Genomic DNA, 13,973 nt, shown 5'->3' with positions numbered 1-13,973 from the left:
ATGCCGAAGCTTCTGCGCCGCCTCGCCGGCCCGCGCGCCATGACCTGCCCCGCCGCCCTCGCCGGCGCGCTCGCCCTGTTCGGCATCGCCGGCTGCACCGAACCGCAGCGTCAGGCCCAGCCGGCCTTCTACCGCGACCTCGGCTCGAGCACGGCCCGGGTCGATGCCGAGCAGGCCCGCGCCATGATCTCGGCCTATCGCATGAACGCCGGCCTCGGCGCGCTTGCGCTCGACCCCGCCCTCGACGCGGCGGCGCAGCGCGAGGCCGCCATGATGGCGCGCTCGGACAAGCCGGCCCAGGCCGATGCGGTGAAGGCGCGCCTCGCCGGGGCGGGCATTCCCGGCGCGGAGGCCAATCTGTCGGCCGGCTACCGGCGGCTCGCCGAGGCCTTCTCCGGCTGGCGCGACTCGCCCCAGCACGACCGCGTCATGAAGGATGCGAAGGCGAAGCGCATGGGCATCGCCACCGCCTATGCCCCGGGCTCGAAATACCAGGTCTACTGGGCGCTGATCGTCGCGCCCTGAGACGGCGCGGCTTCGGGCTCCCGCCAGCCCCTGTCAGCGGTCGCGCGCCCGCCCTCTTACGCGGCGCGGGCGAGGGGGCTAGCCTTCGGCCATGCCCCCTCGCCCGCGCAAGCCGCCTTCCCTTTCCGCCGAGCAGGCCCGCCGCCTCTGGCTCCACGCCCAGCGGCTCGACCGGCGCGAGCCCTTCGGCGCCGGGCCGGCGGCGACGCGCGCGGCGGTCGAGCATCTCGGCTATGTCCAGATCGACACGATCAACGTGATCGAGCGCTGCCACCACCACATCCTCTACGCCCGCATTCCCGCCTATCGCCGCAGCGACCTCGCCCGGGCGCAATCGGTCGAGAAGAGCGTGTTCGAATACTGGACGCATGCGCTCTCCTATGTGCCGACCCGCGACATCCGCTATTTCCTGCCGGAGATGAAGGCGCATCGCGAGGAGCCGAAGCGCTGGTCCGCCGTCGGCGCGCGCGAGGAGACGCGCAAGCTGCTCCGCCGCATCCGCAGGGACGGCGCGCTGACCATCCGCGACATCGAGGAGGAGCTGGTCGAGAAGGCCCATCTCTGGGCCAGCAAGAAGCCGTCCAAGGGCCTGCTGGAGCGCGCCTTCTACGATGGCGACCTCGCCATCTCCGCCCGGTCCGGCATGGTGAAGACCTATGAGCTCTTCGACCGGCATTTCCAGTGGGAGAAGCGCCCGGCCCCGGCGAGCGAGCGGCAGGTCACCGCCTACAAGCTCGACCGGGCGCTGAGGGCGCAAGGGTTGGTCAGCCTCGATTCCGCCTGCCATCTCGACGCGCCGAGCAAGAAGGCCGCGGCGGCGCTGATCGCGGCCCGGGTGAAGCGCAAGGAACTCGTCCCCCTCGCGATCGAAGGCGCCGGCAAGACGATCCACTGGGCGCGGCCCGCAGCGCTGGAGGCGGTGCCGGAGCCCGAGCCCGATCTCATTCACATCCTCTCGCCCTTCGATCCGCTGGTGATCCAGCGCAAGCGGTCGAAACTGTTCTTCGACTACGCCCATGTCTTCGAGGCCTATCTGCGCCCCGAAAACCGCGTCTACGGCTATTTCGGCCTGCCGGTCCTGGCGGGCGACCGCATCGTCGCCGTGCTCGACCTCAAGACCGACCGGGCCGCCGGCAAGCTGCTGATGCAGCGCTGGACCTGGCTCGACGGCTACGAGACGCCGGCGCTCAAGGCCGCCATCGAGGACGAATTGCAGCGTTTCGAGCGTTTCCAGCTCGGCCGCGACGAGACGGTTCCCGCGGTCCCGGCCCCCGAAGCGCCTCGTTCCGGACAGGCCGCGTCAGCACCGCCGCTATAGCCGCCGGGAAGCGGCCTCACGCCCCCAGCAGATCGACCAGCGGCGGGATCAGCGGCTCGTCGGCCGGCGGCATGGCGAGATCGCGCAGCTTGCCGGGGCGCACCCATTTCAGCGCCTGCGCCTCTTTCGATGCGGGCGTGCCCTCCCAGCGACGGCAGATATAGAGCGGCATCAGCAGGTGGAAGTCCGGATAGGCGTAGCTGGCGAAGGTCAGCGGCGCGAGGCATTCCTCCTTCACCGCGATGCCGAGTTCCTCATGCAGCTCGCGGATCAGCGCCGGCTCCGGCCGCTCGCCGGCTTCGAGCTTGCCGCCGGGAAATTCCCACAGCCCGGCCAGCGCCTTGCCTTCGGGCCGTTGGCTGACGAGGACGCGGTTGTCGGCATCGATCAGGGCGCAGGCGACGACGAGGAGGAGCTTCACGGGAAGGGGACTCAATTGCCGGAGAGGATGACGTCGATGGGCTCGCTCTCCTTGCCCGTCACGGTGACGAGGTCATAGACCGAGCCGCCCTGGCGGGTGAAGGCCGCTTCATCGCCCCAGACCACCTGGGTCGTCACGAAATAGCGGCCGGGCGCGACTTTGTCGAAGCTGAAGCGGCCGTTCGATTCCGCCTTGGTCGTGCGGGTGTATTCGGCATAGGCCGGATCCGCCTTGTCGTCGCGCGGATAGTTCTGGTACGGCACGAACTTGCGGTCGCCATAGAGCTGCTGGAAACGCTCGCGCGCATAGGCTGTCGCCGGAACGAGGCGAACCACCTCGCCGGCCGCATGGACGACCGTTCCGCTCGGCCTTGTGCGGAAGGCGTGGCCGGTGATCGTCGCGGCCCCGGGCTTCCTGATGAAAGCCGCCTCCTCGGCCGAGAAGGCGACGGTCGCGGGCGGGCGGCTCGCCTGGCAGCCGCCGATGATGGTGCCGGCCAACGCCGCCGCCGCGAATATCCCGGTCCTCATGCCGCCCCCACCCTGCGCGGCGCCATCATCACGATGACGCCGGCCGGGATGATGCAGCCGCCGAGAGCTGGCCGCAACTCCGGAACCTGCGCCGGGGCGAATGCCTCAGGAGCGATAATCGCCATTGATCTCGACATAGGCCTTGGTCAGGTCGCAGGTCCAGACCGTGGCCTTGCCGCGTCCGAGGCCGAGATCGGCGGTGATGACGATGTGGTCGCCCTTCATATATTCGGACACCGCGGCCTCGTCGTAAGAAGGAGCCCGCGCGCCCTGCTTCGCCACGAGGATGTCGCCGAAGCCGATATCGAGCCTGTCGCGATCGGCCGGCTCGCCGGCCTTGCCGACCGCCATGACAACGCGGCCCCAATTGGCGTCCTCGCCGGCGATCGCGGTCTTGACCAGCGGCGAATTGGCGATCGAGAGCGCGACCCGCTTGGCCGAACGGGCGGAGGCCGCGCCGGTGACGCGCACCTCGACGAATTTGCGGGCGCCCTCGCCGTCCTTGCAGACGAGATGGGCGAGCTCCAGCAGGATGGCATTCAGCGCCCGCTTGAAGCCGGAGAGACGGGCATCGTTGACCTCGCCGATCTCCGGAACCCCCCGCGCGCGCGCCTTGCCCGTCGCGAACAGCATCAGCGTGTCGGAGGTCGAGGTGTCGCTGTCGACCGTCACCGCGTTGAACGAGCCCTTGACGCCCTTCGACAGCAGCGCCTGCAGCACGGGGGCGGCGATCGGCGCGTCGGTGAAGACGAAGGAGAGCATCGTCGCCATGTCCGGCGCGATCATGCCGGCGCCCTTGGCGATGCCGGCGATGACCACCTCCTTGCCGTCGATCTTGGCTTTGCGGGTCAGCGCCTTCGGGAAGGTGTCGGTGGTCATGATCGCGCGGGCGGCGTCGATCCAGGGACCGTCCGCGGCGCGTCTGGCGCAATCGTCGAGCACGCCCTTGAACTTGCTCGCATCGAGCGGCTCGCCGATCACGCCGGTCGAGGCGACGAAGACTTCTTCAGGCTTGCATCCCGCGGCCTTGGCGGCGATCTCGGCGGTGAGCTTCACCGCCTCACGCCCCTTCAGCCCGGTGAAGGCGTTGGCATTGCCGGAATTGACGACGACGGCGCGGGCCGAGCCCTGCTTCAGGTTCTCGCGGCACCAGTCGACCGGTGCGGAGGGGCACTTGGAACGGGTGAAGACGCCGGCGACCTGCGTGCCCGGATCGAGCAGCGCGAACCAGACATCGGTGCGGCCCTTGTAGCGGATGCCGGCCTCGGCGGTGGCGAAGCGCACGCCCGGGACCGGCGGAACCTTGGGCTGGCGCTTCGGCGCGAGCGGGGAAACGGGAACATCCTTGCCGGCCATCGGGGCTCCTCCTGCGGGACACGGCTCGCAGGACCGGCGAATCGTCCGCCCGCCGCGCCATGCGCCTTATCCAGCAGCCTCTGCCGCAGGCCGATGACGAAAACAAGAAGGGCGGCCGCAAGGGCCGCCCGCAAAATCGCCTGACGCGAGGCGAAAGCTCAGTTCTTCTTCGGCTCGGCGGGCTTCGCCGCATCCGGGGCAGGCGCCACCGGGGCGGCAGGCTCCGCCGGCTTGTCGAGGCGCTCGACCTTGGCCTTCTCGCGCAGCGCCAGCACGGTGTCCTGCTGGGCCTTGCGCTCGAGATACTGCTCGATCTGCGGCTTCACGGCGGAATATTCCGGCAGCGGCTTGGTGCGCTTGTCCTCGAGCTTGATGACGTGCCAGCCGAACTGGCTCTTCACCGGGTCGGAGACCTCGCCCTTCTTGAGCTTGAAGGCGGCCTCGGCGAATTCGGGCACCATGCGGTCCTTGGTGAACCAGCCCAGATCGCCGCCCTCCTTGCCGGAGCCGGGATCCTTCGAGACGTCGGCGGCGACCTTGGCGAAATCCTCGCCCTTCTTCAGCCGCTCCTCGACCGCCTTGGCCTGGTCCTCGGTCTCGACCAGGATGTGGCGGGCATGCGCCTCCTCCTCGGGAGCCATCGCCTTGGTGGTGTCCGCGTAGAGCTTCTTCGCGGCCTCCTCGGTGACCGCCTTCTTGCCGATGCCGGTGAGATACTGGTCGAGCAGCACCTTCTCGCGGTAATAGGCGAGGCGGGCGGCGAAATCCGGCGTCTCGGCGATCTTGGCCTCGGCCGCCGCCTTGGCGCCGAGCTTGAGGTCGACAAGATAGTTGATCACCTCGTCGCGCTTGCGCTCGTCGGGAAGCTGGGCGAGGCGCTCGCCCAGATCCTCGGTCGCGAGGTCGACCTCCTGCTGCGTGATCGGGATGCCGTCGACCTTGGCGACGACCTTGTCGGCCTGGGCGAAGGCCGGCCCCGCCAGCAGGACGAAACCGAGAGCGGCGATAAAACGGGTGGACTTCATGAAGACGGCCTTTCCAAGGAGAGCCGAAGACGCGGGGGTCGCGCGCTGCACTGCCAGTTGAACACGGCAAAGGCAAGGCGATTCAGGGCCATCCGGCGCTGCGGGCCCGGCGCCGGTCGAGGCCTGCCTCGCGGCGGCCGTGCCGCCTCCGGGCGGGCACCTCCCTTGGCAGCGGCGCCGCGCCACCCCACATCCACGGCGGATTCCTGGCCGCTTCGCCGAAGATCGGGCGAAACGCGCGCTGGACCCTGCCCGCGCACGCGTCTAAACACGCGGTCGCAATTCGAGAATACCGCGGCCTTTCGGCCCGGGCGCGACACCCAGGACCGCGCCGGCCGTCAGACCCAGACATCACCTGAAAGGCCCAACATGCTTGGCGCGCTCGCAAAGAAACTCTTCGGCTCGTCGAACGACCGCCGCGTCAAGGGCTACCAGCCCCGCGTCGCGGCGATCAACGCGCTGGAAAAGGAGGTGGCGGCGCTCAGCGACGAGGCGCTGAAGGCGCGTACCGACGAATTCAGGCAGCAGCTCGCCAACGGCGCCAAGCTCGACGACCTGCTGGTGCCGGCCTTCGCCACGGTGCGCGAGGCGGCCAAGCGCGTCCTCGGCCAGCGGCCCTACGACGTCCAGCTCGTCGGCGGCATGGTGCTGCACGAGGGCGCCATCGCCGAGATGAAGACCGGCGAGGGCAAGACCCTGGTCGCGACGCTCCCGACCTATCTCAACGCGCTCGAGGGCAAGGGCGTCCACGTCGTCACCGTCAACGACTACCTCGCCAGGCGCGACGCCGAGTGGATGGCGAAGCTCTACAACTTCCTCGGCCTGACCGTCGGCATCATCGTGCACGGCCTCGACGACGAGGAGCGCCAGCGCGCCTATGCCTGCGACATCACCTACGGCACCAACAACGAGTTCGGCTTCGACTATCTGCGCGACAACATGAAGTACGAGACCGCGCAGATGAGCCAGCGCGGCCACCACTTCGCCATCGTCGACGAGGTCGACTCGATCCTGATCGACGAGGCCCGCACGCCGCTGATCATCTCCGGCCCGCTCGACGACAAGTCCGAGCTCTACGTCGCGATCGACAAGGTGCTGCCCGGCCTCGTGCCCTCAGACTATGAGGTCGACGAGAAGCAGCGCACCGTCGCCCTGACCGAGGACGGCAACGAGCATATCGAGGAGCTGCTGCGCCAGGCCGGCATCCTGACCGAGGGCGACCTCTACGACGCCAACAACGTTACCATCGTCCACCACGTTAACCAGGCGCTCAGGGCGCATACGCTGTTCACCCGCGACAAGGACTACATCGTCCGCAACGACGAGGTGGTGATCATCGACGAGTTCACCGGCCGCATGATGCCGGGCCGGCGCTATTCCGAGGGGCTACACCAGGCGCTCGAGGCCAAGGAGCACGTCACCGTCCAGCCCGAGAACGCGACGCTGGCCTCGATCACCTTCCAGAACTATTTCCGCCTCTACAGGAAGCTCGCCGGCATGACCGGCACGGCCGCGACCGAAGCGGACGAGTTCTTCCAGATCTACAAGCTCGAGGTCGTCGAGATCCCGACCAACCTCCCCGTCTCCCGCAAGGACGAGGACGACGAGGTCTACCGCACCTTCGAGGAGAAGGTCCGCGGCGTCATCCGCGAGATCAAGCAGGCGCAGGAGAACGGCCAGCCGGTGCTCGTCGGCACCACCTCGATCGAGCGCTCGGAGCTCATCGCCGAGATGCTGGAGAAGGCGGGTTACAAGCTGCTCGACTTCACCGACCCGAAGGCGCTGGAGCCGGTCTACGCCGCCGCCCGCAAGGGCGAGACCGTCAAGGCCTTCGCCGTGCTGAACGCCCGCTTCCACGAGCAGGAGGCCTATATCGTCGCCCAGGCCGGCGTGCCGGGCGCGATCACCATCGCCACCAACATGGCCGGCCGCGGCACCGATATCCAGCTCGGCGGCAATGCCGAGATGCGGATCAATCACGATCTCGCCGGCATGGAGGAGGGCCCCGAGCGCGACGCCAGGGCCGCCGCCATCCGCGCCGAGGTCGCCGATTTCAAGCAGCGCGTGCTCAAGGCCGGCGGCCTCTACATCGTCGGCACCGAGCGCCATGAGAGCCGCCGCATCGACAACCAGCTCCGCGGCCGCGCCGGCCGCCAGGGCGACCCCGGCCGCTCGAAGTTCTTCCTGTCGCTGCAGGACGACCTGATGCGCATCTTCGGTTCCGACCGGATGGACGGCATGCTGCAGAAGCTCGGCCTCAAGGAGGACGAGGCGATCGTCCATCCCTGGATCAACAAGGCGGTCGAGAAGGCGCAGGGCAAGGTCGAGGCGCGCAACTTCGACATCCGCAAGAACATCCTGAAATACGACGACGTCATGAACGACCAGCGCAAGGTCGTGTTCGAGCAGCGCCGCGACTTCATGAACCAGCCGAGCGTGCGCGAGACCATCGACGACATGCGCCACGGCGTCGTCGAGGACCTCGTCGCCCGCCACATCCCGGAGGAGGCCTATCCCGAGCAATGGGACACCGCCGGCCTCAAGCAGGAGGTGATCCAGTACCTCAATCTCGACCTGCCGGTCGAGGACTGGGCCAAGGAGGAGGGCATCGCCGATACGGAGCTGCGCGAGCGCATCCGCAAGCTCGCCGACGAGGACTATGCGGCCCGCATCCAGCGCAACACCGAAGAAGTGATGACCTATGTCGAGAAGCAGGTCCTCCTGCAGACCCTCGACCATCTCTGGCGCGAGCACCTCGTCACGCTCGACCATCTGCGCCAGGTCATCGGCTGGCGCGGCTATGCCCAGCGCGACCCGCTGCAGGAATACAAGGCCGAGGCCTTCGAGCTGTTCGGCGGGCTGATCGGCCAGTTGCGCCAGCAGGTCACCGGCCATCTCTCGCGCGTCGAGGTCCGCTTCGAGCAGCCGGAGGAACAGGCGCCGCTCCAGGTTCTGGACGGGGCCGCCGCCCCGGCGGGCGGCTTCGGCAGCGGCGACTATGGCGGGGGCGGCGTGCAGTTCGCCGCGCTCGACGCCGATGCGGCCGTGCTCGAGCGCGACCCCGCCGATCCCGCGAGCTGGGGCAAGGTCGGCCGCAACGAGCCCTGTCCCTGCGGCTCGGGCAAGAAATACAAGCACTGCCACGGGCAGTTCGCCTGAGACCCGGCCACCGCTTTCTCCCTCGATGCCCGGCCTCGCGCCGGGCATCGTCGTTTCGGAGGCGCCTCCTCCGCCGCCCTTCCTCGGGGCTCCGGCCGGCCTGCGCCGGATCGACGCACAGATTCGTGAGGTCTTGTTTACGCCTCGGTAAGGCTCTGCTTTCCAAGTTGCGCGCTGCGAAAGGAGATGAACGGATGATCAAGACAACGCTTTCGGCTGTCTGCCTGGCTCTGCTGGCAACCACCGGTGCTGAAGCGGCTTCGGCCAAATCGCTCGGCCAGTTCAACGCCTGGAGCGCAGCCACCTATGAAAAGGGCAATCTGACCCATTGCTTCATCATGAGCAGCCCCGCCTCCCAGGAGCCTTCGAGCCTGCGCCATGGCGAGGTGTTCTTCTTCGTCCAGACCGGGAATGACGGAGCGAATACCGAATCGAGCTTCCAGACGGGCTACGACTTCGCCGCGAACTCGACGGTCACCATCACCATCGGCGACGAGGAGTTCCGCATGCTGACCGAGGGCAACAACGCCTGGCTCGAGAAGATCGAGCGCGAGCCGGCCCTGCTCGCCGCGATGCGCGCCGGCAACGACATGGTGCTCCAGGCGCGCTCCGGCCGCGGCAACAGCACGCGCTACACCTTCTCGCTCACCGGCGTCACCGCCGCCTCGCGCCTGCTCCAGCGCTGCAACGCGGCCGCGACGCAGAGCTGAGGCCGGCCGCGCGCGTCCGGGGCGGGCCTGCCGCGCCGGGATTCGGTCGGCGGTCGCGGCTCTGCGCTTGCATCCGCACGCCCGAGCCGCCAGTTTGGGCGCCGCGGGCAAGGGCGGGCCTCGCGGCCGCCGCTAGGGGAACGGAATGGATCTGTCGGGTTTCAACATCGCCGTCATCGTCGTCGTGGCGCTGGTCATCCTGACCATCGCGCGCGGCGTCCGCACCGTTCCGCAAGGCTACAACTACACCGTGGAGCGCTTCGGCCGCTATTCGCGCACGCTGAGCGCGGGCCTCGGGCTGATCGTGCCCTATATCGACCGCATCGGGCACAAGGTGAACGTCATGGAGCAGGTGCTCGACATTCCCTCGCAGGAGGCGATCACCAAGGACAATGCCGGGGTGCGCATCGACGCCGCCGCCTTCTTCCAGGTGCTCGACGCCGCCAAGGCCTGCTACGAGGTCCACTCGCTCAGCGAGGCGCTGATGGTCCTGACCATGACCAATATCCGCACCGTCGTCGGCTCGATGGACCTCGACCAGCTTCTCTCCCATCGCGACGAGATCAACGAGCGGCTGCTGCGCGTCATGGACGCCGCCGCCTCGCCCTGGGGCGTCAAGGTCACGCGCATCGAGATCCGCGACATCATCCCGCCGGCCGACATCGCCGGGGCGATGAACCGCCAGATGAAGGCCGAGCGCGAGAAGCGCGCCGCGATCCTGGAAGCCGAAGGCCTGCGCCAGGCCGAGATTCTCAAGGCCGAAGGGCAGAAGCAATCGCAGATCCTCGCCGCCGAGGGCCGCAAGGAATCGGCGCTGCGCGACGCCGAGGCCCGCGAGAGGCTGGCACAGGCGGAAGCAGCGGCGACCGCCGTGGTGTCGGAGGCGATCGGCAAGGGCGACATCCAGGCCGCCAACTTCCTGATCGCCGAGCGCTACACCGACGCGCTGAAGGCGATCGCCGGCAGCCAGAACAGCAAGGTCGTGATCGTCCCGATCGAGGCCGCCGCGCTCGCCGGCACGGTCGGCGGCATCGCCCAGCTCACCAGGGCCGTCTTCGGCGAGGAAGCCGCGACAGCCCGGCGCAACCCCGGCTCAGTGCCGTTGTCCGGCCGCACGAGCGGTTAGGCGGGCGCAAACGATCATGTCGAGCTGGCTGGGGATTCACGGCGGATGGCTCTGGGCCATCCTGGGCCTGCTGCTGATCGGCGGCGAGATTCTCGCGCCCGGCGTCTTCCTGATCTGGCTCGGGCTCGCCGCGCTGCTGACCGGCGCGGTCGTCGGCCTCGCCGGCCTCGGCTGGCAGGCCGCCTGCATCGTCTTCGCGGTCTTCGCCGTCGCCTGCGTCGTCGCCGGGCGGCTGCTGACGCGCCGCCGCGGCGAGGAGCCCGACGCCGCGACCGGGCTCAACGACCGCGGCCGCCAGCTCGTCGGCAAGGTCTTCCGGCTGGAGGCGACGATGACCGGCGGCGAGGGCCGCATCCGCGTCGGCGATTCCTCCTGGCGCATCACCGGGCCGGAGCTGCTGGCCGGCACGGAAATCCGGGTCGTGCGCGTCGAAGGCGCCACACTCGTCGTCGAGAAGGCATGAGGTTTTTGCATCCGCTGCGACGTTTTGTGCGTCCGCATTGCGTCTAAGGCGTTGGACTCGCGCGCCGCGAGGACTATAGCAACCGCTCCCTCACGAGCGCGACCTCCATGACCTCTGCCAGCGAACGCCTCTCCCTTCCCAAGAACCGCATCAAGGTCCTGCTGCTCGAAGGCATCAACGACTCCGCCGTCGCGCTGCTGCAGCAGGCCGGCTACACCAATCTGGAACGGCTGCCCAAGGCGCTCGACCGCGAGGCGCTGGTCGCCAAGATCAAGGGCGTGCATGTGCTCGGCATCCGCTCGCGCACCCAGCTCACCCCGGAGATCTTCGCCGCCGCCGACCGGCTCTTCGCCGTCGGCTGCTTCTCCGTCGGCACCAACCAGGTCGATCTCGAAGCCGCCCGCCATCGCGGCGTGCCGGTGTTCAACGCGCCCTTCTCCAACACCCGCAGCGTCGCCGAGCTGACCATCGGCGAGATCGTCATGCTGCTGCGCCGCATCCCGGACCGCTCGCGCGCGGCGCATGACGGCGACTGGGACAAATCCGCCAACGGTTCCTTCGAGGTGCGCGGCAAGACGCTCGGCATCGTCGGCTACGGCAATATCGGCAGCCAGCTCTCGACTCTGGCCGAGGCGATGGGCATGCGCGTGATCTACTACGATCACACCGACCGCCTGCGCCATGGCAACACCGAGCCGGTCGACAGCCTCGACACCCTGCTCGCCGGCGCCGACATCGTCTCGCTGCACGTGCCCGAGACCCCGCAGACCGCCGGCATGATCGGCGCCGCGCAGATCGCCCGGATGAAGCCCGGCGCCTATCTCATCAACAATTCGCGCGGCACCGTGGTCGACCTCGACGCACTGGCGGCGGCGCTTCGGGAGGACCGCCTCGCCGGCGCCGCCGTCGACGTCTTCCCGGTCGAGCCGGCCTCCAATGCCGAGCGCTTCGTCTCGCCGCTGCAGGGCTGCGCCAACGTCATCCTGACGCCGCATATCGGCGGCTCGACCGAGGAGGCGCAGGAGCGCATCGGCGCCGAGGTGGCGCGCAAGCTGGTCGATTATTCCGATGTCGGCTCGACGGTCGGCGCGGTCAACTTCCCGCAGGTCCAGATCCCGGCACGCGCCGTCGGCACGCGCTTCATCCATGTCCAGCGCAACGTGCCCGGCATGCTCCGGCGCCTCAACGACGTCTTCGCCGACCGCCAGGTCAACATCGCCGCGCAGAACTACCATACCGACGGCGAGGTCGGTTACGTGGTCATCGAGGCCGACGGCGTCACCAGCGCGGAAGCGCGCGAGATCCTGCGCGAGATCCGGGCGCTCGACGGCACCATCCGCGCCCGGCTGCTCTACCAGCGCGATTGAGAGCCGGGGCGCGACCGGCACCTCAGCCCTTCTTCCGGCCCCCGGGCTTGATCGGCGTCTGCGTCGCGACCGGGTCGCTGGCCGGGAAGGTTTCCTTCAGCGCCTCGTCCAGCGCGTCGTCCCCGTCGCGCTTGCGCGCGGCCTCGCGCTGCTGCTTCTGCTCCTTGCGCAGGCTCTCCTTGGCGGGATTGGGCGTCGCGGTCATGGGGCTCCCCCTTCTGCTGCCGCCGCGCCGATGCGCGGCCGTTGGCCGAGCAACGCGGCAGCCCCCGCCGGCGTTCCGCCAGAACGCCAGCGCAGCCATGCCATGAGGCGGCGCGCCCGCCTCTGGACCCCGGGGCCGATCCTTCCCATCTGGTGAAGCCACGCCATCGCCGCCGGCGCGTTCCGGCGCCAACCAGCAGAGGCCGCCATGGTCGCGATCTCCGTCCTCGATCTCGTTCCCGTCATCGAAGGGGAAGGGCCGCGCGACGCGCTGCTGAAATCGATCGAGCTCGCCCGCCACGCCGAGGCGCTCGGCTTCACCCGCTACTGGGTGGCGGAGCATCACAACATGGTCGGCATCGCCAGCGCCGCGACCGCGGTGGTGATCGGCCAGCTCGCCGCCGCGACCCGGACGATGCGGATCGGCGCCGGCGGCATCATGCTGCCGAACCACGCCCCCCTGGTCATCGCCGAGCAGTTCGGCACGCTTGAGGCGCTGTTCCCCGGCCGCATCGATCTCGGCCTCGGCAGGGCGCCCGGCACCGACCAGCTCACGCTCAGGGCGCTGCGCCGCAATCCGATGTCGGCCGACAGCTTCCCGCAGGATGTGCTGGAGCTGCAGGCCCTTTTCGCCCCGTCCGGCCCCAACCAGGCGGTCCGCGCCGTCCCCGGCGAGGGGCTCCAGGTGCCGCTCTGGATCCTCGGCTCCAGCCTGTTCGGCGCCCAGCTCGCCGCCGAGCTCGGCCTGCCCTATTCCTTCGCCTCGCATTTCGCCCCCGACGCGCTGATGCAGGCGCTCGCCATCTATCGCGAGCGCTTCAAGCCGTCCGGGCAGTTGCAATCCTCCTACGCCATGCCCGGCATCAACGTCGTCGCGGCCGAGACCGACGCGGAGGCGCGCTATCTCGCCACCTCGCTCCAGCAGCGCTTCGTCGGCATGGTGCGCGGCGCCCGCGGCAAGCTCCAGCCGCCGATCGACGACATCGAGCCATACTGGTCGCCGGCCGAGAAGGCCCATGTCTCGCAGATGCTGCGCTATGCCTTCATCGGCTCGCCGGAGACGCTGCGGCGCGAGCTCGGCGCCTTCGTCGCCAAGACCGGCGCCGACGAAATCATGGTCACGGCCCCGATCTTCGACCATGAGAAGCGCAAGCGCTCCTACGAGATCGTCGCCGGCCTCGCGCCCGAGCTGGGGAAAGCGCGCGGCGCGGCCTGACGGGGCGCCGCCCGGCCCGGAAGGGGCGCCTTCGCATTTGCAGCAATAATGCAAATGAGAAGCCGCTTTTTGCAAAGCGCCGCGCCGGTTGCTATGGGCTTGGCATGAGCGAGACCGACCGGCGCGTTGCCGTTTTCGAAGCCCAGCTAAAGGATGCGGGGCTGCGCATGACGCAGCAGCGCCGCCTGATCCTGCGCGTGCTGGCCGAGGCCGACGACCATCCCGATGCGAAGGGCATCTTCACCCGTGCCTTCGCGCAGGACCCGACGCTGTCGCTCTCCACGGTCTACCGCACGATGAAGCTGCTCGAATCGCAGGGCGCCATCGAGCGCCACGCCTTCGAGGACGGCATCTCGCGCTACGAGCATGCCGCGCAGGAGCATCACGACCATCTCATCGACGTCGACACCGGCGCCGTGATCGAGTTCTCCTCGGATGCGATCGAGGAGCTGCAGCGGCGCATCGCCGCCGAGCTCGGCTACGAGCTCGTCCGGCACCGGCTCGAGCTCTACGGCCGCAAGAAGCAGCCCGCGCGCAAGGGCCGTTCCTGAAG

At 69.0% G+C, this 13,973-nt stretch carries 14 protein-coding genes; 9 read left to right on the top strand and 5 right to left on the bottom strand.

Annotated features, from left to right (window positions below):
• Together ACWH43_RS00830 and ACWH43_RS00825 are read left to right on the top strand one after the other, a co-directional pair.
• Complete coding sequence (locus tag ACWH43_RS00830) at nt 1-525, top strand: CAP domain-containing protein (protein WP_260348235.1); 525 nt, start codon at nt 1-3, stop codon at nt 523-525.
• A gap of 91 nt (nt 526-616) precedes the next feature.
• On the top strand, nt 617-1,843 hold the full coding sequence (locus ACWH43_RS00825) for a winged helix-turn-helix domain-containing protein (protein WP_158446539.1): 1,227 nt from the start codon (nt 617-619) through the stop codon (nt 1,841-1,843).
• 16 nt (nt 1,844-1,859) lie between these two features.
• On the opposite strand, the gene ACWH43_RS00820 is transcribed toward ACWH43_RS00825, so the two are convergent.
• The 4 genes from ACWH43_RS00820 to ACWH43_RS00805 all read right to left on the bottom strand — a co-directional run bounded on the left by ACWH43_RS00820 (nt 1,860) and on the right by ACWH43_RS00805 (nt 5,175).
• Nucleotides 1,860-2,264 carry a (deoxy)nucleoside triphosphate pyrophosphohydrolase gene (locus ACWH43_RS00820; protein ID WP_260348236.1) on the bottom strand — a complete coding sequence of 135 codons (405 nt, stop codon included), beginning with the start codon at nt 2,262-2,264 and terminating at the stop codon, nt 1,860-1,862.
• A gap of 11 nt (nt 2,265-2,275) precedes the next feature.
• A complete protein-coding gene (locus tag ACWH43_RS00815; protein WP_158446537.1) occupies nt 2,276-2,794 on the bottom strand; it encodes a carboxypeptidase regulatory-like domain-containing protein in 519 nt (172 codons plus the stop codon).
• A 105-nt stretch (nt 2,795-2,899) separates the two neighbouring features.
• Nucleotides 2,900-4,150 (bottom strand): bifunctional glutamate N-acetyltransferase/amino-acid acetyltransferase ArgJ, encoded by a 1,251-nt coding sequence (argJ, locus tag ACWH43_RS00810; protein ID WP_158446536.1) that lies wholly within the window; start codon nt 4,148-4,150, stop codon nt 2,900-2,902.
• A gap of 158 nt (nt 4,151-4,308) precedes the next feature.
• Nucleotides 4,309-5,175, bottom strand: coding sequence for a peptidylprolyl isomerase (locus tag ACWH43_RS00805; protein WP_158446535.1), 867 nt, complete (start codon nt 5,173-5,175; stop codon nt 4,309-4,311).
• A gap of 369 nt (nt 5,176-5,544) precedes the next feature.
• Here ACWH43_RS00805 and secA point away from each other — a divergent pair, with 369 nt between their 5' ends.
• From secA to serA, 5 genes are all read left to right on the top strand, one after another.
• Nucleotides 5,545-8,334: a preprotein translocase subunit SecA gene (secA, locus tag ACWH43_RS00800; RefSeq protein ID WP_158448159.1), complete on the top strand. Its 2,790-nt coding sequence runs from the start codon at nt 5,545-5,547 to the stop codon at nt 8,332-8,334.
• Between the two features lie 194 nt (nt 8,335-8,528).
• Nucleotides 8,529-9,044, top strand: a complete 516-nt coding sequence (locus tag ACWH43_RS00795; RefSeq protein ID WP_158448158.1) for an invasion associated locus B family protein — start codon at nt 8,529-8,531, stop codon at nt 9,042-9,044.
• A 145-nt stretch (nt 9,045-9,189) separates the two neighbouring features.
• On the top strand, nt 9,190-10,170 hold the full coding sequence (locus ACWH43_RS00790; protein WP_158446496.1) for an SPFH domain-containing protein: 981 nt from the start codon (nt 9,190-9,192) through the stop codon (nt 10,168-10,170).
• Between the two features lie 16 nt (nt 10,171-10,186).
• On the top strand, nt 10,187-10,633 hold the full coding sequence (locus tag ACWH43_RS00785) for an NfeD family protein (protein ID WP_158446495.1): 447 nt from the start codon (nt 10,187-10,189) through the stop codon (nt 10,631-10,633).
• Nucleotides 10,634-10,740: 107 nt separating this feature from the next.
• Nucleotides 10,741-12,000, top strand: a complete 1,260-nt coding sequence (gene serA, locus ACWH43_RS00780) for a phosphoglycerate dehydrogenase (RefSeq protein ID WP_158448157.1) — start codon at nt 10,741-10,743, stop codon at nt 11,998-12,000.
• Between the two features lie 22 nt (nt 12,001-12,022).
• Here serA and ACWH43_RS00775 read toward each other — a convergent pair whose 3' ends face one another.
• Complete coding sequence (locus tag ACWH43_RS00775) at nt 12,023-12,205, bottom strand: hypothetical protein (RefSeq protein WP_158446838.1); 183 nt, start codon at nt 12,203-12,205, stop codon at nt 12,023-12,025.
• A gap of 207 nt (nt 12,206-12,412) precedes the next feature.
• On the opposite strand from ACWH43_RS00775, the gene ACWH43_RS00770 reads away from it, so the two are divergent.
• Nucleotides 12,413-13,420 (top strand): LLM class flavin-dependent oxidoreductase, encoded by a 1,008-nt coding sequence (locus ACWH43_RS00770; RefSeq protein ID WP_158446837.1) that lies wholly within the window; start codon nt 12,413-12,415, stop codon nt 13,418-13,420.
• A 104-nt stretch (nt 13,421-13,524) separates the two neighbouring features.
• Entirely contained in the window at nt 13,525-13,971 is a 447-nt protein-coding gene (locus ACWH43_RS00765) for a Fur family transcriptional regulator (protein WP_158446836.1), read from the top strand.
• Nucleotides 13,972-13,973: the final 2 nt, after the last annotated feature.

The organism is Allobosea minatitlanensis, assembly GCF_964020775.1.
The sequence above is the reverse complement of the archived record's forward strand: the minus strand, read 5'-3'. Positions and strand labels throughout refer to the sequence as shown.

Coding starts and splice junctions, on each gene's coding strand:
- serA (WP_158448157.1), top strand. CDS start 10,741: ATGACCTCTGCCAGCGAACGCCTCTCCCTTCCCAAGAACCGCATCAAG.
- ACWH43_RS00825 (WP_158446539.1), top strand. CDS start 617: ATGCCCCCTCGCCCGCGCAAGCCGCCTTCCCTTTCCGCCGAGCAGGCC.
- ACWH43_RS00805 (WP_158446535.1), bottom strand. CDS start 5,175: ATGAAGTCCACCCGTTTTATCGCCGCTCTCGGTTTCGTCCTGCTGGCG.
- ACWH43_RS00770 (WP_158446837.1), top strand. CDS start 12,413: ATGGTCGCGATCTCCGTCCTCGATCTCGTTCCCGTCATCGAAGGGGAA.
- ACWH43_RS00830 (WP_260348235.1), top strand. CDS start 1: ATGCCGAAGCTTCTGCGCCGCCTCGCCGGCCCGCGCGCCATGACCTGC.
- argJ (WP_158446536.1), bottom strand. CDS start 4,150: ATGGCCGGCAAGGATGTTCCCGTTTCCCCGCTCGCGCCGAAGCGCCAG.
- ACWH43_RS00775 (WP_158446838.1), bottom strand. CDS start 12,205: ATGACCGCGACGCCCAATCCCGCCAAGGAGAGCCTGCGCAAGGAGCAG.
- ACWH43_RS00785 (WP_158446495.1), top strand. CDS start 10,187: ATGTCGAGCTGGCTGGGGATTCACGGCGGATGGCTCTGGGCCATCCTG.
- ACWH43_RS00815 (WP_158446537.1), bottom strand. CDS start 2,794: ATGAGGACCGGGATATTCGCGGCGGCGGCGTTGGCCGGCACCATCATC.
- ACWH43_RS00765 (WP_158446836.1), top strand. CDS start 13,525: ATGAGCGAGACCGACCGGCGCGTTGCCGTTTTCGAAGCCCAGCTAAAG.
- ACWH43_RS00790 (WP_158446496.1), top strand. CDS start 9,190: ATGGATCTGTCGGGTTTCAACATCGCCGTCATCGTCGTCGTGGCGCTG.
- secA (WP_158448159.1), top strand. CDS start 5,545: ATGCTTGGCGCGCTCGCAAAGAAACTCTTCGGCTCGTCGAACGACCGC.
- ACWH43_RS00795 (WP_158448158.1), top strand. CDS start 8,529: ATGATCAAGACAACGCTTTCGGCTGTCTGCCTGGCTCTGCTGGCAACC.